At 41.8% G+C, this 19152-nt stretch carries 18 protein-coding genes and 1 pseudogene; 3 read left to right on the top strand and 16 right to left on the bottom strand.

Annotation, left to right across the window (positions count from 1 at the left end; translation table 11 throughout):
• Nucleotides 1–435 precede the first annotated feature (435 nt).
• The 7 genes from FC30_RS03470 to FC30_RS03440 form a co-directional block, all read right to left on the bottom strand.
• Complete coding sequence (locus tag FC30_RS03470; RefSeq protein ID WP_010689876.1) at nucleotides 436–816, bottom strand: DUF956 family protein; 381 nt, start codon at nucleotides 814–816, stop codon at nucleotides 436–438.
• Nucleotides 817–910: 94 nt separating this feature from the next.
• Nucleotides 911–1831: a PTS system mannose/fructose/sorbose family transporter subunit IID gene (locus FC30_RS03465; RefSeq protein WP_010689878.1), complete on the bottom strand. Its 921-nt coding sequence runs from the start codon at nucleotides 1829–1831 to the stop codon at nucleotides 911–913.
• Between the two features lie 13 nt (nucleotides 1832–1844).
• Nucleotides 1845–2654: a PTS mannose/fructose/sorbose transporter subunit IIC gene (locus FC30_RS03460; protein ID WP_010689880.1), complete on the bottom strand. Its 810-nt coding sequence runs from the start codon at nucleotides 2652–2654 to the stop codon at nucleotides 1845–1847.
• Nucleotides 2655–2693: 39 nt separating this feature from the next.
• Nucleotides 2694–3683 (bottom strand): mannose/fructose/sorbose PTS transporter subunit IIA, encoded by a 990-nt coding sequence (locus FC30_RS03455; protein WP_010689881.1) that lies wholly within the window; start codon nucleotides 3681–3683, stop codon nucleotides 2694–2696.
• Nucleotides 3684–3729: 46 nt separating this feature from the next.
• Nucleotides 3730–4242 (bottom strand): PTS sugar transporter subunit IIB, encoded by a 513-nt coding sequence (locus FC30_RS03450; protein ID WP_005917803.1) that lies wholly within the window; start codon nucleotides 4240–4242, stop codon nucleotides 3730–3732.
• Nucleotides 4233–4649 carry a PTS sugar transporter subunit IIA gene (locus FC30_RS03445; protein ID WP_010689888.1) on the bottom strand — a complete coding sequence of 139 codons (417 nt, stop codon included), beginning with the start codon at nucleotides 4647–4649 and terminating at the stop codon, nucleotides 4233–4235. The genes FC30_RS03450 and FC30_RS03445 overlap by 10 nt, the downstream gene beginning before the upstream one ends.
• 156 nt (nucleotides 4650–4805) lie before the next feature.
• Nucleotides 4806–7571: a sigma-54-dependent transcriptional regulator gene (locus tag FC30_RS03440; protein WP_010689889.1), complete on the bottom strand. Its 2766-nt coding sequence runs from the start codon at nucleotides 7569–7571 to the stop codon at nucleotides 4806–4808.
• A gap of 140 nt (nucleotides 7572–7711) precedes the next feature.
• On the opposite strand from FC30_RS03440, the gene FC30_RS03435 reads away from it, so the two are divergent.
• Nucleotides 7712–9424, top strand: a complete 1713-nt coding sequence (locus tag FC30_RS03435) for an ABC1 kinase family protein (protein WP_010689890.1) — start codon at nucleotides 7712–7714, stop codon at nucleotides 9422–9424.
• 51 nt (nucleotides 9425–9475) lie between these two features.
• Here FC30_RS03435 and FC30_RS03430 read toward each other — a convergent pair whose 3' ends face one another.
• Nucleotides 9476–9907 carry an Hsp20/alpha crystallin family protein gene (locus FC30_RS03430; protein ID WP_010689892.1) on the bottom strand — a complete coding sequence of 144 codons (432 nt, stop codon included), beginning with the start codon at nucleotides 9905–9907 and terminating at the stop codon, nucleotides 9476–9478.
• Between the two features lie 152 nt (nucleotides 9908–10059).
• Between FC30_RS03430 and FC30_RS03425 the strand changes: the two genes are divergently transcribed.
• Together FC30_RS03425 and FC30_RS03420 are read left to right on the top strand one after the other, a co-directional pair.
• Nucleotides 10060–10659: a nitroreductase family protein gene (locus FC30_RS03425; protein ID WP_010689893.1), complete on the top strand. Its 600-nt coding sequence runs from the start codon at nucleotides 10060–10062 to the stop codon at nucleotides 10657–10659.
• Between the two features lie 86 nt (nucleotides 10660–10745).
• Complete coding sequence (locus tag FC30_RS03420) at nucleotides 10746–11015, top strand: membrane protein (protein WP_033193036.1); 270 nt, start codon at nucleotides 10746–10748, stop codon at nucleotides 11013–11015.
• 89 nt (nucleotides 11016–11104) lie between these two features.
• On the opposite strand, the pseudogene rbsU reads toward FC30_RS03420, so the two are convergent.
• The 8 genes and pseudogenes from rbsU to FC30_RS03380 form a co-directional block, all read right to left on the bottom strand.
• Nucleotides 11105–11992, bottom strand: a pseudogene (gene rbsU, locus FC30_RS03415) (ribose/proton symporter RbsU).
• Nucleotides 11993–12011: 19 nt separating this feature from the next.
• Nucleotides 12012–12407, bottom strand: coding sequence for a D-ribose pyranase (gene rbsD, locus FC30_RS03410; RefSeq protein ID WP_010689899.1), 396 nt, complete (start codon nucleotides 12405–12407; stop codon nucleotides 12012–12014).
• A gap of 18 nt (nucleotides 12408–12425) precedes the next feature.
• Nucleotides 12426–13331 carry a ribokinase gene (rbsK, locus tag FC30_RS03405; protein ID WP_010689901.1) on the bottom strand — a complete coding sequence of 302 codons (906 nt, stop codon included), beginning with the start codon at nucleotides 13329–13331 and terminating at the stop codon, nucleotides 12426–12428.
• A gap of 106 nt (nucleotides 13332–13437) precedes the next feature.
• On the bottom strand, nucleotides 13438–14430 hold the full coding sequence (gene rbsR / locus FC30_RS03400; protein ID WP_010689903.1) for a ribose utilization transcriptional repressor RbsR: 993 nt from the start codon (nucleotides 14428–14430) through the stop codon (nucleotides 13438–13440).
• Nucleotides 14431–15273: 843 nt separating this feature from the next.
• Complete coding sequence (locus tag FC30_RS03395; protein ID WP_010689904.1) at nucleotides 15274–16347, bottom strand: ABC transporter substrate-binding protein; 1074 nt, start codon at nucleotides 16345–16347, stop codon at nucleotides 15274–15276.
• The gene (locus tag FC30_RS03390; protein ID WP_010689906.1) at nucleotides 16344–17174 is read right to left on the bottom strand and encodes an ABC transporter permease; all 831 of its coding nucleotides are present in this window, start codon (nucleotides 17172–17174) and stop codon (nucleotides 16344–16346) included. Before FC30_RS03390 ends, FC30_RS03395 begins: the two co-directional genes overlap by 4 nt.
• Nucleotides 17174–17977, bottom strand: coding sequence for an ABC transporter permease (locus FC30_RS03385; RefSeq protein ID WP_010689911.1), 804 nt, complete (start codon nucleotides 17975–17977; stop codon nucleotides 17174–17176). Before FC30_RS03385 ends, FC30_RS03390 begins: the two co-directional genes overlap by 1 nt.
• Before the next feature lie 10 nt (nucleotides 17978–17987).
• Nucleotides 17988–19076, bottom strand: a complete 1089-nt coding sequence (locus FC30_RS03380) for an ABC transporter ATP-binding protein (RefSeq protein WP_010689914.1) — start codon at nucleotides 19074–19076, stop codon at nucleotides 17988–17990.
• Nucleotides 19077–19152 lie beyond the last annotated feature (76 nt).

Below are 19152 nucleotides of genomic sequence, written 5' to 3'. Positions count from 1 at the left end.
TAAGAGACCCTGCACATTTGCTTATCGAAACTTTGTTCAGTTTTCAAAGATCTACTGTCGATCGATAATCAATAACTTATCAATCACAACTACTATATTGTAGCAAAATTATTTTTATCTGTCAACCACTTTTTGAATTAATTTTGAATAAAAATCCAAAACTTTCAATCAAGCTACGACTTTTATATTTTATCAAAAACAACTTTTGATGTCAACAGATAATTTTTATTTTTTTCGATCACTCAAACGAATTAGTTATCCGCTCAAGCAACGATATTAACTATACAGGTATTTCTAGCTATCGTCAACACTTTTTGCGAAAAAAATTAAGATTTTTTACCCATCCGAATTTTTATAACTACTCATGCAAAAATATACGTTTTTCAACCGCAAACAAAAAGACGATCCATTACAGTAGATCGTCTTTTCTATAACTTATTTATTATCCTTCTTAAACAATTGGCTCAAATTGCGCCGTAAGACTTGGAAAAAGGTCAACGAGCGGACCATATCTTCTGGAGCAACATACTTTTGCATCGCTCGCAGTAATTTCTTTGAATCTTTGGCCGCAAACGAAAAAGTCCCATCTTTTTTCGTCTGGATCGCAAACCGGGGGATAAAACGCCCCTTAAACATAACTGAAGCGATCACTTTATCGACCTCATCCCAAGGTATTTGGATATACTTGTTCACATCTCGTTCATTAAAGAACTCAAAACCCTTATTGCCGATCATGATCTTGCCATAATCAGTCAATCCCATATAGGATGTACCAGCCATCACTAGATCGACTTTAGAATTAATTGATTGCACCATTTGCGTTTTCCTCGATTATTGTCAAATTTAGTCTCAGTATAGCACAAAACGGCCTCATTTCATTTACATGAAACAAGACCGTCTTAGCAGTCGCTTAAAGTAAACCGACCACGTGGCCTAAAATACCTACGATAAAGATCGCAATAATAATGATAATTGGAGAAACTTTCTTCTTCAAAAGCCACATACATAAGAATGTCAACAAGAGAGCTGCCAAACCTGGGATCAACGAATTTAAGTTATCTTGTAAAGTCGTTACCTTTTCTGGCGTTAAGGATAGACCTTTACCATTGTTGTATTGGATCAAAGCCTCTTTGATACCCTCTGCACCTTTAGGCAATTTATCCCATTCGATATAAGCGCCTTGTTGGAGTTTAACGGTCGAAACTTTTGGTGTAAAGGTAATGTTTACCCACCGTTCGATCAAACCACCTAAGACGAACATACCCATAATAGAAGCTAAACTCGTAACATATTGCAACATACCACCAGACATATCATCTGTGATCTTAGAACCAGCCTTGTAGCCAAATTCTTGTGTATACCACATAAATGCCCAACGGAGGATGTTCCAAGCTACAAAGAAGATGATAGGTCCTAAGATGTTACCACCCATCGCAAGGGAAGCACCCAAAGCACCTAACATTGGACGTAAGGTAAACCAAAAGACTGGGTCACCAACACCAGCTAATGGTCCCATCATACCAACTTTCACACCTTGGATCGCTGCATCGTCAACTTCAGTCCCGTTAGCACGATCTTCTTCCAAAGCAAGGGTCACCCCTAAAATAGGTGAAGCAACATATGGGTGTGTGTTAAAGAATTCCAAGTGACGCTTCAAAGCGGCAGCGCGGTCTTCTTTAGTTTTATATAATTTCTTGATAGCTGGGATCATTGAGAAGCACCAACCACCATTTTGCATACGTTCGTAGTTCCAAGAACCTTGAAGGAAAGTCGAACGCCATGCGACAGCTAAACGATCTTTTTTACTTAATTTAACTCTGCTTTCAGCCATGGTATCTTTCCTCCTATTCGTAATCATTTAAAATATCGCCAAGTGGGTCACCTGTATTGCTTGAACCGCCGTTGTTACCACCGTTACCAGCGTTCTTCTTAAGTTCAAGGTAGATAAGACCAAAGGATACACCTAAAGCACCTAAAGCGATCAATGTTAAATCAGAAACAGCAGCGATCACAAAACCGATCGCAAAGAATGGCCATACTTCGCGCGTTGCCATCATGTTGATAACCATTGCGTAACCAACAGCAACGACCATACCACCACCGATCGTCATACCTTCATTCAACCAAGCAGGCATAGATTCCAAGAAACCACGCACTGCAGATGAAGGAATGACTAACAAAGCAGCAGCAGGAATAGCGATACGAAGACCTTGCATTACGATCCCGATGATCTGCCACATTTCGATCTTACGGAAGTTACCTTCTTCAGCAGCAGCATCCATGAAGTGCACGATCGGAACAGCGATCGTACGTGCCAACATTGTTAAGAACAAACCAGCAACAGCTAATGGGATAGCGATTGCGATCGCAGGACCCACACCTTTAACACCTTGGCCACCTTGGACCAAAATAATAGCTGAGGCAACAGCGGCTAAAGCAGCATCAGGTGCAACCGCAGCCCCGATATTAGCCCAACCTAAAGCGATCATTTGTAATGAACCGCCTAAAATAATTCCGGCTTCTAAATTACCGGTCACTAAACCGATCAAAGTACATGCTACCAATGGTTGGTGGAATTGGAATTCATCCAAGATACCACCCATACCAGCAAGAAAGGCAACAAGAACTACTAAAATCATTGATATAGCAGACATGTTATAATCCTCCTAATTCGTATTGTATTTCCAAGTTATCTACATCTTCAATTCTTGACGTGCTTTGTCTAAGATCGAATCCATATTTTCTGGTGAATCACTTGGAACTTTGCGGACGTCAAATTTAACGCCGTCTTTCTTCAATTTTTCGAATGTTTCAACGTCATCTTTATCCAAAGACAAAACTTTGTTAACGGCAACTTTACCGACTGAGTGTGCCATCGAACCAACATTTAAGGTGTCGATGTCAACACCACCTTCGATCGCTTTGAGCGCATCTTGTGGAGTTTCAAACAAGATCAATGCCTTTGTATCGCCGAAACGAGGATCTTTTGCAACTTCGATCATCTTTTCGATCGGCACAACATTTGCATGTACTCCAGGAGGAGCTGCCTCAACGATCATGTTCTTACGCAATTTATCATGCGCAACGTTGTCGGAAACAACGATGATCCGATCTGGATTTGTTGACTTGGTCCATGATGTCGCCACCTGACCGTGTAACAAACGTGAATCGATCCGAGCTAAAACATATTTGATCTTACCATCACCTAAAACTGTACCTGGTGGAATTGCTCCTGTCGGTTGAGCCTTAGCTGTGTTATCAGCACTAGCTTCTTTCTTAGGTTCAAGGGATTCTGGTTTTACTCTGACACCATCTTTACCCGCATCGACTAAATGAGCTGCGATCTCTTGGGCTTTTTCCATGGAGAAGCGAGATGCATAAGCTTCGATCACCATTGGTAAGTTCATCCCAGCCACGATCGCCCATTTGTCTTTGTGTTGTTCAACCAAATTATTAGCTTGGTTGAAAGGTGTACCGCCCCAAAGATCGACTAAGAATAATACTTCTTCTGGGTCATCAAATGATTTGATGGCTTCTTCCATCTTAGCTCTGATATCATCAGGACCTTCGCTTGGCATTAAGGTAACATGAGCTACATTTTCTTGTTGGCCAAAAATCATTTCACCAGATTGGAAAATGCCGTCTGCAAAACTACCATGACTTGCTAAAATAATACCAACCATTATTACGCCTCCTATAATATTTTCAAAACTTAACTCAAAACATTTACTAACTATGATCTAGCTCATCTTTGACTAGACCCTTGTCACAAAGTAACTTCCACAGATCACGTTTCGGATCACTGGAAACCTTGCGATGATCAAGCTCGATCCCGCGCCGTCTGATCCAAGCTAAGGCTAAAATATCTTGCTCATTGACGGCGATCGTTTCGGTGATCATCTTACGTGTCGCATCAAAACTAAGTGACCCTAGATTGACACTTGTCGTATTCAGCCCACCAGCGATCAAACGCATCGCATCTAACGGAGTCTCAACAAGCACCAAAACTTTATAATGATCAAAGCGCTCATCTCTGCACAACCGTAACATCTTAGAAACAGTAAGTACGTGAACCTTGATCCCCGGTGGTGCTGCTTGCATCAAGAGCGTCTTTCTAATATTATCGCCCGCTGCTTGATCACAAACCACCAAGATCCGTTCGATCGCAGTATTTTTAGCCCAATCTGTTGCGACCTGCCCATGGAGCAAACGCGAATCGATCCGCAATAACTTTACATCCATGGCATCGTCCCCAGATCCTTGACTGAACCGATACCTTGACGCCCAACACTTATCAGTTTTTCGGCTAATTCGTCTAAACTAAGCGCTTCGGTCCGCAAGGTGCAAGCCTCCAAAAGCATCGCCAAATTGACTCCGCCGACTGCCGCAAGACGTTTCGGATCACGTTCAACGAAGCGTCGCGTTGCTAATAAAGGATTGCCTCCATAAAGGTCACATAAAAACAAGACTCGATCAGTTGTAGCAAATTGTTGTAAGCTAGTTTCATATTTATCTTCCAAAGTGGCTAAGTCTTCCGCTGGCTCAAAGGTCACCGCAATGACTTTTTCTTGTTGCCCTAAAATTAAATAAGAAGATTTGATAAGTTCTTGCGCTAGATTGCCATGACTGGCAACGATCAAACCTAGCATCTACTCATCCCCTTCGAAAAATAATTCCTTACACTTTATATATAGCAAATACCGTGCCAACTTTTGTGTATCACGCTAGATCCCCTAATAAATAAAGCAAAAAAATTCATATAAAAATAGTGATACACTTTATTTTGTGTATCACTATTTTGTGTATTAACTTTCGACCATTTCTGTATCGACCAATTTGGCAATATAATACGCTTCAGCTGGCGGAAATTTCAAATTAAGTTTAGCTTCTAAATATTCATCTGCTAATTTCAGTACTTGGGGCCAGTCACTTTGTTCAAATTCAACAGCTTGTTCTTCGGTCAGCGTTACTGGAGCGGATAATAAGACCCGCTCGATCGCACCGCCAAGATGCATGATCAAAGCTAAGCGCCTAGCATCCGTTAATTTTAGTTGCCGTTCTTTAGCTAACAGATCACAGTACTGCCAAAGCACACCGATAACTTTTTTAGGATTGATAAATGTATAATACTGTTCCAAATAATTAGCCGCAGCAGTTTGATCGACTTTAGGTGCCGGCGTTTTAGACTCAACATACCAAGTCTGACTATTTTCTAGATGCTCGATCAATTGCCGTTTACCACGGTCACCTTGAAACAGTTCTTCTAATGAGATATACGGCACCCCTAGATTAGGGTCAGCGATCCCCGTCGTGGCGATAATACGATACTCTTCATTTAATTCGCTTATCTTATCGTTCATCCCCACAACTGACATCGTTAAGACCGAAACATCGTCAATAAGTTGGTCAGCCAAGATCTCATCCAGCATTTGCTTGATCTTTTCGGCTGTCCCTTTACCGGTCGAACACAGCGCCAAGATCGCCCGTTGCCTAACATCTTCTAGTTCACCTTGCGTAGGTTCTTCTGCTTTGCGGGAATATCCGTTAAATTCATTTAACTCGTGATAGACCAACTCAAGATCACTATCGATCAAAGCTGTTTTCCGAGCGGCCTCTAAGACCATGGCAGTCGTCACCATATCGATCGTTTTGACCTTAATATCGGTTTCTTCGGTGATCTTGGCACTAAACGTACTGAGCGAGCCCATATCGACTAGTAACAAGACCCCATTACCACGATCGACTTGTTTGACCTTGGCGATGATCTCATTTAATGCCACAGTCGGGCTCATCTCAAGTGACATATCAACCGCCACTAGATTATCGACATTCAACAACTCTGTTACTACCTGGACCATCGAAGAAGCGGTATGATTACCGTGCGCCGCGACAACGACCCCGACTTTTCCGTGTTTAGGCACAGAATTCAATGAGATCAAAAGTACGGCTAAATAGTACACTTCTGAAGCGGGCACGATAAAATCATAGTGGTCTTCTAACATTGCTTTGATCTTTTCGGCTAGCTTTAGGTCAGCGGGATAATCTTTGACCATTGCCACCAGATCATCTGAAACTTCACGCATCGGGCGCCCCGATTGGACACGTTTGATAAATGAACTCAGATGTAAACTCATCGCATAGATAAAGTTTTCACCGACATGATAACCACAATCTTTTTTCAGCATCTGCATGATATCTTTAGTCAACTGCAGGGTATCTTGATCGACTAATTCATTTAAATTCTTTTCAGTCCGCAAGATCTTATTATCACGATAAAATGACTTCAAGTGGACATTGATATCTGTCATGATGAAGTTATTGATCGCACCTTGTTCTAGCCCCTCTTCTTTTAACAAAGCCGCTTTGTTGCCGATGACCTCATACAGATTATAAGGCAACTCATAGCGGTCACTTTCATTGATACTCTCAGCCGCTCCATCGGGTTGGATCAACAAGACTGGCTCTAATAACTGCGATAATTTACCTAGGCGAGCACGATCACTGGCTAAACGCGACATCCCATCCTTGATGTTTTGGGGAAGTTGCTCGAATTTTAAATTGATCTGTTCGGCTTGATCGACACTATTCAAAAAGCCCTGGGCACAGACTAGCTGGATATTTGATTTCAATTGACCCACATTTCCAAATGTGACACTACCCAGCAAAGCTTTCACAACATCTTCAGTCACTGTGATGTTTTTTTGTGTCCGATTAGCTTCTAACGTCAACAAACGCTTCAAGAGCGCAAGTTGCTCTCGTACACTGCGCGCTTCAAATTGGGGCATCTGGATCGTGATCGGGATCCGCCGTACAAAAGTCTTTAATAGCGAACTCTCGGGATCTTCCGTTGTGGCACAGATCAAGCGAACATCAGCGTGATGGACCTTGGTGATCTCACCTAGCTTACTGTAAGTTCCATGATCCATAAAATAAAAGATCATCTCTTGGCCTTCTGGGGGCAAACGATGGACTTCATCTAAGAATAAGATCCCACCGTCGGCCTTTTGAATCAGGCCATCACGATCTTCTTGTGCACCAGTAAAGGCACCTTTGACATATCCAAATAAATGCGACATCAGTAATTGCGGATTATGAGCATAGTCAGCACAGTTGAAGGTCACAAAATTTTTATTTTCGACCATTGCCTGATTGATCGCAAATTGGTGCATCGCATTAGCAAAATAGGTCTTCCCCGATCCTGTGGGGCCAGTGATCAAAACATTTAATCCGTGAGGCGGATATAAGATCGCGGCCTTAGCTTGCTCGATCTGCGTCTTTAAACTATCCTTTTGGCCGATCATTGTATCAAAAATACTTGATCTAAGTGATGGTTCGGTCGGATCAGGTATTTTTGATACAGTTTCTGCGATCACTGTATCAGTTTTAGCGGTTAGACTTTGATATTTTACCGGTCGTCCGGCAATTTTGCTCAGTTGGCCTGCCCGGACCAATACATTGAGCTCTTTACTGACATTATTGCGCAAGATCCCTAGATCATCAGCGATCTCTTTGGTAGTAACCGCTTTATTTTTAGCTTGAACATAAGCTAAGATCTTCTCTTTTCGTGTCATAAAATCCCATTCCTTTTAGTCATTCTGCTATTAGTGTATCACTTCTGTATCAACTGAAGCAAAGAATTGCAACTGCTAGCCCTTAAGCTATTTTTTGGTTAAAATTGAGATAAATCTACTATAGATAAGAAGGTCTTGTGATGCCAAATATTACTAGCAAAGAAAAACGTGACCGCCTACTTTTTATCATCAAAGTATTGCGTCAGCATGAAGTCTTACGTAACTTTTTAAAACAAAAAGATCCTAAAGAAGTTCGACTCGCACTAGAAGAACTAGGTCCCACTTTCATCAAAGCGGGCCAGTTGCTCTCAACGCGCCCCGATCTGATCTCACCTGCCTTTATCAAAGAATTTCGCAAGCTCCAAGATAATGTCCAGATCGATCCTTTTACCACTGTCAAAAAAACACTTGAAGCTGAGTATAACTGTCCGTTGAGCGATATTTTCCTTCAATTTGATGAACGACCTTTCGCATCTGGTTCGATCGGGCAAACACACCATGCTTTACTTCATGATCACACCCCGGTCGTCGTCAAAGTCCAACATCCCAATGTTTCCGAACTAGTCGAAACTGACCTTTCTTTATTCAAAGAAGCTTTACGGATCTTAAAATTCGTCCCTGACCTCAGTGTGATCGACCCTAAAGAGATCTTTACCGAGATCCAGACATCCCTTTTGACTGAGATCGACACTCAGATCGAGATCAAAAATGGGATCGAATTCTACCGTCTAAACAACAATGACGGTATCATCCGGGTGCCTAAAGTTTACCCTAAATACTCTGCTAGTAAGATCTTAGTCAATCAGGCCATGCCTGGACAAAGTATCAAAAAACTAATAGCCACTAAAGCCACCGAAACGAATAAACCTTTACGTACGACCTTGGCTAAAACGCTAGTCAAAAATTTCATCAAGCAAGTTTTTATCGATAATTATTTCCACGCTGATCCACATCCGGGAAACATATTATTTTACCAACTTCAGCCTGATGATCCCGAATACAATGAACTCCAGCCTACACACCAGTTCAAAAAACAACTCAAAAATACAAGCATTGAAGCTACTTCTGCCACGACATTGCCACCTTATCGCTTGGTCTACTTAGATTTTGGCATGATGGGCCATTTGACCAAAAATCTCGCAGATGGGATCGCCCAGATCGTCATCGCTCTCAACACTAAAGATACGCGCCAGATCGGTAAAGCTGTATTAGCAGTTTGTAACCGCACTGGCCCCGTCGATGAAGAAGATTTCTATAATGAACTCGGGGTCTTTTTGACTCCATACCTCAACTTAGGACTGGGCCAGATCGATCTTTCGAGTTTATTGTTCAGTATTGTAAATCTCTGTCGTAAAAATAACTTGCAATTGAAATCAGAAGTAACTTTACTGATCAAAGCCTTTGCTTCTTTAGAAGGCATAGTCGCTGCCCTAGATCCTGAGTTATCTCTAATGGAGGTCGCTCGTCCGTTTGCCCGGGAGTATTTCAAAAAGCAGTTCAACGTCAAAAAAAGCTTGGAAGAGTTAGGCTTTGAACTCTACCAAGCTTCAAAAGCAGCCCCGAAGATCCCACTTAAGTTTGAACAGCTCCTCGATATTTTGACACAGGGGCAAGGAAAGATCTCCTTTAAACTCAAAGATCAAGATAAATTACTAGATCGGCTCGAAAAGATCGTCAACCGCGTGATCTTGGCCATCATTTTAGCCGCTTTGATCATGAGTTCCTCACTCTTAGTCCAGGGAAGTGCTGCTCATCCCGCCATTTATAATATCGGGGTCTTGGGCTATCTTCTATCAGCGATCGTTGTCATTATTTTGATCATCAGTGAATTGCATCGGCATTTCAAAAAATAGACCACAAAAAACAGGCTTAGGCATGGCTCCCAAGCCTGTTTTTTATCATTGTTATTGGATCTCGATCTTATTAGCAGTCGTAACAGCATCCTTTTTCTTAGGAAGAGTTACTGTCAAGACACCATCTTCATATTTAGCGGTGATCTTATCACGCTCAACATCAGGGAACCGGTATTGGCGGCTGACCCGACCATATGAACGCTCGCTCGCTAGCAAATTGCCGTCAGCATCGCTTTCATCACTGAAGCTATCCCGCTTAGCTGTAACTGTCAAAATATCATTGCGATAGTCCAGTTGCATATCTTTCTTATCGACCCCAGGCAGATCGATCAACAACCGATAACTCTTCGGGGTCTCCTCCACGTCAGAACGCATCTTTAGCTCTGAGTCGTCAAAGTTGAAAAATGAACGTCCTAAATTATTGAAAAACGTATCGCTACCATTCATTAAGTCAGAGAAACGATTCGATAATTCATTTGCCATAAATAAGACTTCCTTTCATTTCTTCACCTTCATTGTAGTTCTTTTATTTTAGAATGCAAGGATTTAACTTTTAAGATTTTGCAAAATACACTTTACTTACAAAAAGTATGTGTTATAATTTAGATATAAACTAACGAAAAGAGGAATTTACGATGACAAATCCAGTAAATCAAGAACTCAAACAACGCCGTTCGATCTATGCCTTGGGGAAAAATGTTGCTCAAACACCGGCTCAGATCAGTGAAACGATCAAAGAAGCGATCCGCCAATCCCCAACTGCCTTCAACTCACAAACAGTCCGCGCTGTTATCACTTTTGGTGAAAATTCCGACCGTGTTTGGGATATCGTTGAAGCTGAACTGAAAAAAGTTACTCCAGCTGACCGTTTTTCCGCGACTCAAGAAAAGATCGCCTCATTTAGAGCTGGTTTTGGGACGATCTTATACTTCACTGAAACACAAACGGTACAAAAATTAGAAGCAGATTTCCCACTCTACGCTGCCAACTTTGCCAACTGGGCTGAACAAGGACTGGGAGGCGCTCAACAAGCGGTTTGGACTGCATTAGCTGTTGAAAATATCGGCGCTTCTTTGCAACACTACAATCCGTTGATCGATGAAAAGATCAAAGAAGCCTTTGACATTCCTGAAAGCTGGGAATTACGCGCACAAATGCCATTTGGTTCGATCGAAGCACCGGCTGGAGAAAAAGAATTTTTACCCGATGATGTCCGCTTCAAGATCTTCGAATAATTCGTATTATTTGCAAAATCATTAAATTTATTTTAAGGTGTTATGTATATTCTATTAACAAATATATATAACGGAGTGTGACTTTTTTGAAGAATACAGACAGCAAGGCAATTTTACTGCTAGGACGAATCGGTTCGGTGCTATCTGTTATCATGTATGTATCCTATATTCCACAGATCATGAATAACTTGAATGGTAATTACGGCAGTCCGATCCAGCCACTGGTAGCCGGGATCAACTGCACGATCTGGGTGATCTATAGTTACTTTAAATCACAACGCGACTGGCCTATTTTTATCGCCAACTTACCGGGTGTCTTTTTAGGCTTCATTACCTTTTACACTAGTTTACATTAAAAAATAAGGTTCCCAACACCTCGCTACACTGGTGTTGGGAACCTATTATTTTTATAAACTTTTTTAATCGTGCTCCGAAAAGCACTGTGTTATAGCATAACAGTCACTGCAGCTGCGCCTAGGATCAACACTAGGCCACATACTGTAACTACCATTTCTTTTGAAGTCTTCTTTTGACCTAAGAACCAAATACCGGTCAAAGTTGCTAGTACAACTGATGTTTGCGACAAAATAAAGCCAGTTGCTAGACCATTCATATCTGGTTGGGCCGAGATCAAATATGTCAACGCTGCGAAGGCAAAGAAGAAACCAGAAAAGATCTGTTTGTAAGAAACAGCCTCAACAAATGGTGATCTTTCCTTACCCTTAAATGTCATCATGATCGCATAGACTACCGCTGCTAAAACCATCCCGATCGCTTGGGGTAAGAACGCATGCATCCCATCGATCTTGGCTTGTTGCGGTGCAGCAGAATATAACCAGTAGCCGATCTCACCAACGGCTAATAAAGCCACAGCCTTGGTCAAAGCACTCTTGTTTTCAGGTGTCTTCTTTTCACTCCAGACCGTCATCCATGCGCCTAAAATGATAACTGCAAGTGCGATAAAGCCGATCGTTTTAGCCGTTGCAGTCGGCCAATCGCCTAAGTAAAATACGCCCCAAAGTGACGCCCCTAATAATTGAAAAGCTGTCGTGATCGGCATTGCTTTTGAAGAGCCGACCAAAGTAAATGAGTGGAACGTGATGATCTGTGCCGTTCCCCAACCGATCCCAGAAAGAACTGAGAAAAAGAGCGCTGCACCACTTGGAAGTGCCAAACCTTTGATCATCGCTAGTACTAAAGCAAAGATCAAGGTCCCTAATGTCGAACCTAAGATCTGATTGACCGGTTTACCGCCGATCTTAGATGCGATCGTGGGGTAAAGCCCCTAACCTAATAATGGTCCTAAACCAACTAAAATTGCCGTTGTATTCAATTCAATTTCCTCCTAACCGTTAAAACGTAACGCCACTCTCTAAAATAATGTTGGAATATGGTGTCATTTCACCGGTACGGATAAATGCATGACACTTGTGTAAGTCTTGTTTCATTTTAACATGTGGGATAAAGACGATCTCTGTTTCTGGGAAACGTTCTTTGATTGCTTCCAACTGAGCTGAATTTTGGTCCTTGATCTCTTCTGCTAAATATACCCGTTGAACTTCTAATTCAGTCAACACATTATCTAAAACTTGGAGAAAGCTAGGAATACCATTGGAAACCGCTAGATCGATCTTTTCTGTTTCACGTGGTACTGGCATTCCAGCATCACCGATACTCAATGTGTCAAAGTGACCCATTTGCGAAATTACCCGGGAAATATCTGAATTAATGACTTGTGTCTTTTTCATGATTATGCCTTCTTCTTTTTAATTTAATTCATGCTTGTATGGAATTGACGGTTGGGCGCCAAAACGTTGTACAGTCAGTGAGGAAGCTTTATTACCGTATGTGATTGCTTCAACGAGATTGCTAAAGTCAGGTTTTAACACAGTACTCAAAGCACCGATGAACGTATCGCCCGCTGCAGTTGTATCTACTGCTTTAACTTTAAAGGCTGGCACGATCCCACTTTGACCGTCCATGCTGTAAAATGAACCCTTGCTACCGATCGTGATCAAGACCACCTTGATCCCTAAAGCATGAAGTTTAGCAGCCGCTTTTCGCATGCTTTCTTCATCGACCACTTTGATCCCAGTCAAGATCTCAGTTTCGGTCTCATTAGGTGCAATCACATCCGTCGTCTTGAGCAATTCTTCGGGAACTGTTCGCATCGCAGGCGCTGGATTCAAAATCGTCTTTACGCCAGCTTGATGAGCTACTTCAAAGGCTTTGATCGTACTTGCCAAATTGCTTTCAAATTGGGCGATCACAAAATCACTTTCTTTGATCAAGTCCGCATGTTCAACTACATGTTCTGGTGTGATCTTGCCATTTGCCCCAGCATGGATCATAATACTGTTTTCGCCTTTTTCATCCACAACGATATAGGCTTGTCCAGTTGCGACCTTATCCAATTCAGCGATCCCATCTAATTGGATCTCTTCGTAACCCAAAAGTTCACGCATCGTCTTACCAGCATCATCATTACCAACAGCCCCGATAAAAGCCGTCTTGGCACCAGAACGTTTAGCCGCTACAGCTTGATTTGCACCTTTACCGCCACCAGCTGAAAATACTTCGGAGGCATGGATCGTCTCACCTGGTTTAGCCATCTCTTTCACTCTGATCGTTCGGTCTAAATTGATACTTCCAATCACTGTTACTTTATTCATTGTACCCACCTCATGTCTTTCTAGCAAATTAATTTTGGTAACTTGTAGCACTTATTAAAACGTTTTAATTACTGCACCTAGAATATAACACACTTTTGAAAGCGTTTCAAATTTTAACTTTGACTGAGCCCCGGATCGCTAATTCAACCGGCAAGATCCGCTTAACATACGGGCTAGTCGGATCCGCTAGCCGTTTTACCATTAGATCAGCTGCTTGTTTGCCCAATTCATAGATCGGCTGGGCAACAGTCGTCAAAGCGGGCGTAACATAGCGACACATCTCAACATCATCATAGCCGATCACACTGAGGTCATCTGGAACACTTTTATCATTTTGTCTCATACCTAAATAGATCCCAAACGCCAATTCATCACTAAGCGCAAAAACCGCCTCGATCTTTTGGTCTAATAACTCAGCGACAACTGCTTGGCCCCCGTTTTTGGAAAGCTCTGTCTTGAGCTGGAGTGCTTGAGGAAATTCAACTAGAAATCCCTGGAGCCGATGCATAATGTTGACCGTTGCTAAATCAGGTACAACTACAGCAACCTTTGTATGACCCATCTTTTTTAGATACTGTGCCGCCAATAAACCACCATTGAAATCATCGGTCGCGACCTCATCACTGCGTTCGACGGTCGTTTTTTGATCTAGCACAATGACTGGACGCTTTTTGATCTGTAAAATCTCTTTTAATACTTCATCTGAGATCGAAGGGCTAGCAATGATAAAGCCATCGACCCCTCTTTGGGCTAGTTCGAGCAAGGCTTTTTCTTCCTTAGCTCCATTAAAGCCCCCATTGCATAGCATTGAAATATAACCCGAGTGTAACAGCTCTTCTTCGATGCCTTTGACTAAAGTACTGAAAAATGAGTTAGTTATCTCCGGCACGAGGATCCCGATCGTTTTACTCTGTTTACCGACCATTTGGCGTGCCAAATGATCTGCTTCATAACCTAATTCATCTCGAGCTGCTTGAACTTTTTGAACTGTCAGTGGATCAAACTTCATCGCTTTACCATTTAAAATCTGTGAAACCGTTGCGATCGAGACACCAGCGCGTTTGGCAACTTCACGGATCGTCACTTTTTTAGCACACATCTATCCATCCCCCATAAATATAAGTGCGAATGTAGGACACAAAAAAACAGCCCGTACTCAGTAAATAATACTCGGAAACATCATCTTGGAGGTTCACCTGTTGCTCCTAAGATATCATCAAGAAACTGAGTACGTGGCTGTTAAATTACTATAAGGAGTAATCTTCCCCACATCCTTTATCTGTTTTTGATCCTGTTCGCTTTCCAGAAGCACTCAACAAGATCCTCTTTACTAATTGCAATTAGTGGCGTTTGCCTAAAGAGACTACAACATTTTTTGGTTTTAAACTCAACTTGTTGGTTCCATCACCCTCCAACCTAATTATAGGAACAGTGACTAACATTTGGACGCCCTAATTGTGGGAATCTTTAGACCCCTCACTTATTTTATAACATAAAGCCAAACTTTTAGCAAGCGCTAATATTTATAATCAAATTAAAAATTTCGAATATAATTGACAATCTACCAAAACCATGTTATTCTGAAGTTTCTATTATACGGTGCGATATTTACTGTGGAAGGTAAATATCATTAAAAGAGCTGGGAGATATCTCCCAGCTCTTTTTTTGCATCCTGTGATCGTAGTCGTGCTTCTCAAACTTGCGATGCCGTTATTTCTACGGAGCTACCCGCATTTTTCCGCACTGTGATATAAAAAAAGACAAGTGCGCTATCACTCGCACTTGCCTGGGTTGAGGATATACATCGTAATATAAAGAGCGAATCTCTACATCACACAATGCATTTTTGAAACTTACTACGTGTAGCATACTTAAAGGAGTTCTACTCCTCACTGCACATTATACCCTAGTTTAAACCATGATTAAAAACGATTTGCCTTTTCTAATTTCGATACATTTTTAGTTCCAAAAATAGGTCGTTATATTTTTCCAAATACTTAGGACCTAGGTCTTCGTAGATCTCCATCTGTTTGATCCGAGCAGCACTTGGATAAAATTCCTTATTGGAAGTGATCGCTTTTGGCAAATATTTCAATGCCGCTTTATTTGGAGTGGAATAACCGATGTATTCCGTGTTTTGCGCCGCATTTTTAGGATCTAACATGAAATTGATAAATTCATAGGCGCCCTGCTTATTTTTAGCTGTCTTGGGGATCACCAAATTATCAAACCACAGATTAGTCCCACCTTCTGGGATCACATAATGCAAATGACTATTTTTTTCCATCATGTCAGCCGCTTCCCCCGAAAAGGTCACCGCTACACTGCTCTCTTCATTTGCCATGTATGTCTTGATCTCATCGGAAACGATCGCTTTGGCATTAGGTGTCAAAGCCTTGAGCTTATTGTAGGCTCGATCAAGATCAGCATCATTTTTACTGTTGAGCGATCTTCCCATGCTAGCCAGACCGATCCCCATAAATTCACGCGCCCCATCAATGAACATGATCTTGTTTTTCAACTGTGGATCCCAGAGATCATTCCATGTCTTGAACTGTGAAGCTTGATAGAATTTATCATTATAAATGATCCCTAAAGTTCCCCAAAAATACGGTACTGAATACTCATTATGCTGATCAAAGGCGAGATCCATAAACTGAGGATCGATATTTTTTAAATTCGGTAACTTACTGTGATCGAGTTTCAACAAAAGATGCTCTTTTTTCATCTTCTGGATCATATAGTCACTTGGAACCGCGATATCATACGAAGTCCCGCCTTGTTTGATCTTCGTCAACATCGCTTCATTTGAATCAAACGTCTCATAATTGACCTTATAACCCGTCTGCTTTTCAAATTTGGTGATCAATTTAGGATCGATGTAGTCGCCCCAGTTATAAATGTTCAAAACTTTAGCATCTGACATACCGGTCGAGCGTTCGAGCCAAACCGTCCCTAAAAAGAGCAAGCCAATGATCAAGAGGATCCCGATCAAAAGTGAACGTAATTTTTTCATCGCAAGAGCCCCCGTTTCTTTTTCTTGGAGCGTGGTTGGTTATCCTTACTGATGTAGTAATAACCGACTACCAATACAAGTGCAAATAAGAAGACTAGCGTACTTAGGGCATTGATCTCTAAACTGACACCGCGCCGCGCCCGCGAATAGATCTCGACTGAAAGGGTGGTAAACCCATTTCCTGTCACAAAAAAAGTGACCGCAAAATCATCGAGCGAATAGGTAAATGCCATAAAATACCCGGCGATGATCCCTGGTGAAAGATACGGCAAGATGATATCTTTTAGGATCTGGCGGTTATTGGCCCCAAGATCATAGCCAGCCGTGATCATCGAGTCATTCATCTCTTGAAGTTTTGGCAAGATCATCAAGACTACGATCGGGATACTAAAGCTGACATGCGCCAAAAGTACCGTCCAAAAACCGAGCGAAAAGCCACTAAAGATCGAGCCTAACGTGATAAATAAGATCAAAAAGCTAGCCCCGATCGTTACGTCGGGCGAAACGATCAAGATATTGTTCAACGATAATAATGTATTGCGGTGACGTCGTTTTCTCAAATAATAGATAAATAACGCCCCAAAAGTCCCGATCACCGTAGCGATCAACGCCGACAAAAACGCCAATAAGAAGGTATTTAGCAAGATGATCACCAGCCGTGTATCGGAAAACAACTCACTAAAATGGCGCAACGAAAAGCCGGTAAAATCATTCATCGTATCGCCTGCGTTAAAAGAATACCAGACCAAATAAAAGATCGGCAAATATAAAAAGATAAAGACTAAGACCAAATACAGATCTGCCCATTTAGATCTAGTTTGTTGCATCATTTGCCACCTGCTTTCTTTTCACCAGTAAAGAGCATCACGATCACCATTGCAATGATCAAAACGACCCCGATCGTTGCCCCTTTGCCCCAGTTTTGTGTCACCATGAAATGCTCTTCGATCGCCGTCCCCAGGGTGATCACGCGATTTCCCCCGATCAAACGCGTCAACATGAAGAGCGAAAGTGACGGGATAAAGACCGCTTGGACCCCACTTTTGACCCCATTTAACGATAATGGAAAGACCACTTTAAAAAATGTCTGCGTCGAACTGGCCCCAAGATCTTTGCTAGCGGCAATAAATGACGGTGGCAATTCCTCCAGGGCGTTGAAAAGCGGGATGATCATAAAGGGCAACTGGATATAGACTGCCACGATCAAAAAGCTAAAATCGGTGAACAGTAATTGCTTGGGTAAGATCCCAAAAAAGCCTAAAAAGCTGTTCAAACCACCATGAACGCCGAAGATCCCGATGAAGGCATACGCTTTTAACAATAAATTGATCCATGTCGGTAAAATGATCAACAACAACCACAGATCTTTATGCTTTAATTTTGTCAAAAAATACGCCGTTGGATAACTGATCAAAAGTGTGATCAAGGTGATCAAAAAAGCATACCAGACCGAATTGAACGTCATCAATAGATACTTGCCCGAACCAAAATACTCTGCGTAATTAGCTAAAGTAAAATGTCCACTTTGATCAAAAAAAGAATATCCGATCACCAAAACAACTGGTGCTAGAACAAAAAAGAGCAACCAGAGAAAATATGGGACTGCTAATAAAGTATTATACTTTTTCATATTGTCCCCCTTAATCGTCGTAACTTTCTAAACGTGCATCAAATTCTGCTTCTGTTTCATTGAAACGCATAACATGGATATCTTCGGGATCAAAGTACAAGCCGATCTCACTGTCGACTTGAGCTTTTTTGGTCGAATGCACGATCCATTCATTGCCCATCTCATCATGACAGACGATCTCATAATGGACCCCGCGGAATAATTGGGTATCGACCTTGACCTTTAATTTACCCGCTTGGACCGTGGTCAACTCGAGATCTTCAGGTCGCAAAACGACTTCGACTGGTTCGTTTGGACGCATCCCCTCATCCACACATTCAAATTCTTTGCCGGCAAATTTTACAAGACAATCCTGGATCATCACCCCATCGACAATGTTACTTTCACCGATAAAATCAGCTACATAGTGATTGATCGGCTCATCGTAAATATCGACCGGACTACCACTTTGCACGATATTTCCGTTATTTAAAACAAAGATCTCGTCACTCATCGCCAAAGCTTCTTCTTGGTCATGGGTCACGAAAATAAAGGTGATCCCCAGACGTTGTTGTAACTCGCGCAATTCATATTGCATGTTTAGCCGCAATTTATGGTCTAAAGCTGATAAAGGTTCATCTAGCAATAAGATCTTAGGTTCATTGACGATTGCCCGGGCAATAGCAACACGTTGCCGTTGTCCCCCAGACATCTCGCTGATCCCACGCTTTTCATAACCGGCTAACTGCACTAAGCGCAAGGCTTCTTTGACTTTAGTTTCAATTTCTGCTTTCGGTGTCTTTTTGATCTTCAATCCAAAAGCGATATTATCAAAAACATTCATATGCGGAAAGAGCGCATAATCTTGAAAAACGGTATTAACTTGACGTTTATTCGCAGGAATATCGTTGATCCGCTTTCCCTCAAAGTAAATATCACCTGCAGTCGGCTCTGAAAAACCTGCGATCATCCGTAAGATCGTCGTTTTACCACAACCAGATGGCCCTAAAAGTGTATAGAATTTGCCCTCTTCGATATCAAAGCTGACTTTTTTCAACACTGGGACATCGTCATCGTAGCTTTTAACGACATTTTTAAAAGAAATAATTGGTTCTTTCATAATTTGCCACCCCTTTACCAAAATAGAAACTAATCTCCATTATACTAAACATTTCCCGCTTTTAAAAAGACCCATA

Origin of the sequence: Ligilactobacillus animalis KCTC 3501 = DSM 20602 (assembly GCF_001434535.1) — a bacterium.
Lineage (GTDB): Bacteria > Bacillota > Bacilli > Lactobacillales > Lactobacillaceae > Ligilactobacillus > Ligilactobacillus animalis.
Note: the sequence above shows the minus strand (reverse complement) of the source record. Positions and strands in the feature narration are given on the sequence as shown.

What these genes read in the sequence shown, in the direction of transcription:
- FC30_RS03470 (WP_010689876.1), bottom strand. Translation starts at nt 816, where the DNA reads ATGGTGCAATCAATTAATTCTAAAGTCGATCTAGTGATGGCTGGTACA.
- FC30_RS03465 (WP_010689878.1), bottom strand. Translation starts at nt 1,831, where the DNA reads ATGGCTGAAAGCAGAGTTAAATTAAGTAAAAAAGATCGTTTAGCTGTC.
- FC30_RS03460 (WP_010689880.1), bottom strand. Translation starts at nt 2,654, where the DNA reads ATGTCTGCTATATCAATGATTTTAGTAGTTCTTGTTGCCTTTCTTGCT.
- FC30_RS03455 (WP_010689881.1), bottom strand. Translation starts at nt 3,683, where the DNA reads ATGGTTGGTATTATTTTAGCAAGTCATGGTAGTTTTGCAGACGGCATT.
- FC30_RS03450 (WP_005917803.1), bottom strand. Translation starts at nt 4,242, where the DNA reads ATGGATGTAAAGTTATTGCGGATCGATTCGCGTTTGCTCCATGGGCAG.
- FC30_RS03445 (WP_010689888.1), bottom strand. Translation starts at nt 4,649, where the DNA reads ATGCTAGGTTTGATCGTTGCCAGTCATGGCAATCTAGCGCAAGAACTT.
- FC30_RS03440 (WP_010689889.1), bottom strand. Translation starts at nt 7,571, where the DNA reads ATGACACGAAAAGAGAAGATCTTAGCTTATGTTCAAGCTAAAAATAAA.
- FC30_RS03435 (WP_010689890.1), top strand. Translation starts at nt 7,712, where the DNA reads ATGCCAAATATTACTAGCAAAGAAAAACGTGACCGCCTACTTTTTATC.
- FC30_RS03430 (WP_010689892.1), bottom strand. Translation starts at nt 9,907, where the DNA reads ATGGCAAATGAATTATCGAATCGTTTCTCTGACTTAATGAATGGTAGC.
- FC30_RS03425 (WP_010689893.1), top strand. Translation starts at nt 10,060, where the DNA reads ATGACAAATCCAGTAAATCAAGAACTCAAACAACGCCGTTCGATCTAT.
- rbsD (WP_010689899.1), bottom strand. Translation starts at nt 12,407, where the DNA reads ATGAAAAAGACACAAGTCATTAATTCAGATATTTCCCGGGTAATTTCG.
- rbsK (WP_010689901.1), bottom strand. Translation starts at nt 13,331, where the DNA reads ATGAATAAAGTAACAGTGATTGGAAGTATCAATTTAGACCGAACGATC.
- rbsR (WP_010689903.1), bottom strand. Translation starts at nt 14,430, where the DNA reads ATGTGTGCTAAAAAAGTGACGATCCGTGAAGTTGCCAAACGCGCTGGT.
- FC30_RS03395 (WP_010689904.1), bottom strand. Translation starts at nt 16,347, where the DNA reads ATGAAAAAATTACGTTCACTTTTGATCGGGATCCTCTTGATCATTGGC.
- FC30_RS03390 (WP_010689906.1), bottom strand. Translation starts at nt 17,174, where the DNA reads ATGCAACAAACTAGATCTAAATGGGCAGATCTGTATTTGGTCTTAGTC.
- FC30_RS03385 (WP_010689911.1), bottom strand. Translation starts at nt 17,977, where the DNA reads ATGAAAAAGTATAATACTTTATTAGCAGTCCCATATTTTCTCTGGTTG.
- FC30_RS03380 (WP_010689914.1), bottom strand. Translation starts at nt 19,076, where the DNA reads ATGAAAGAACCAATTATTTCTTTTAAAAATGTCGTTAAAAGCTACGAT.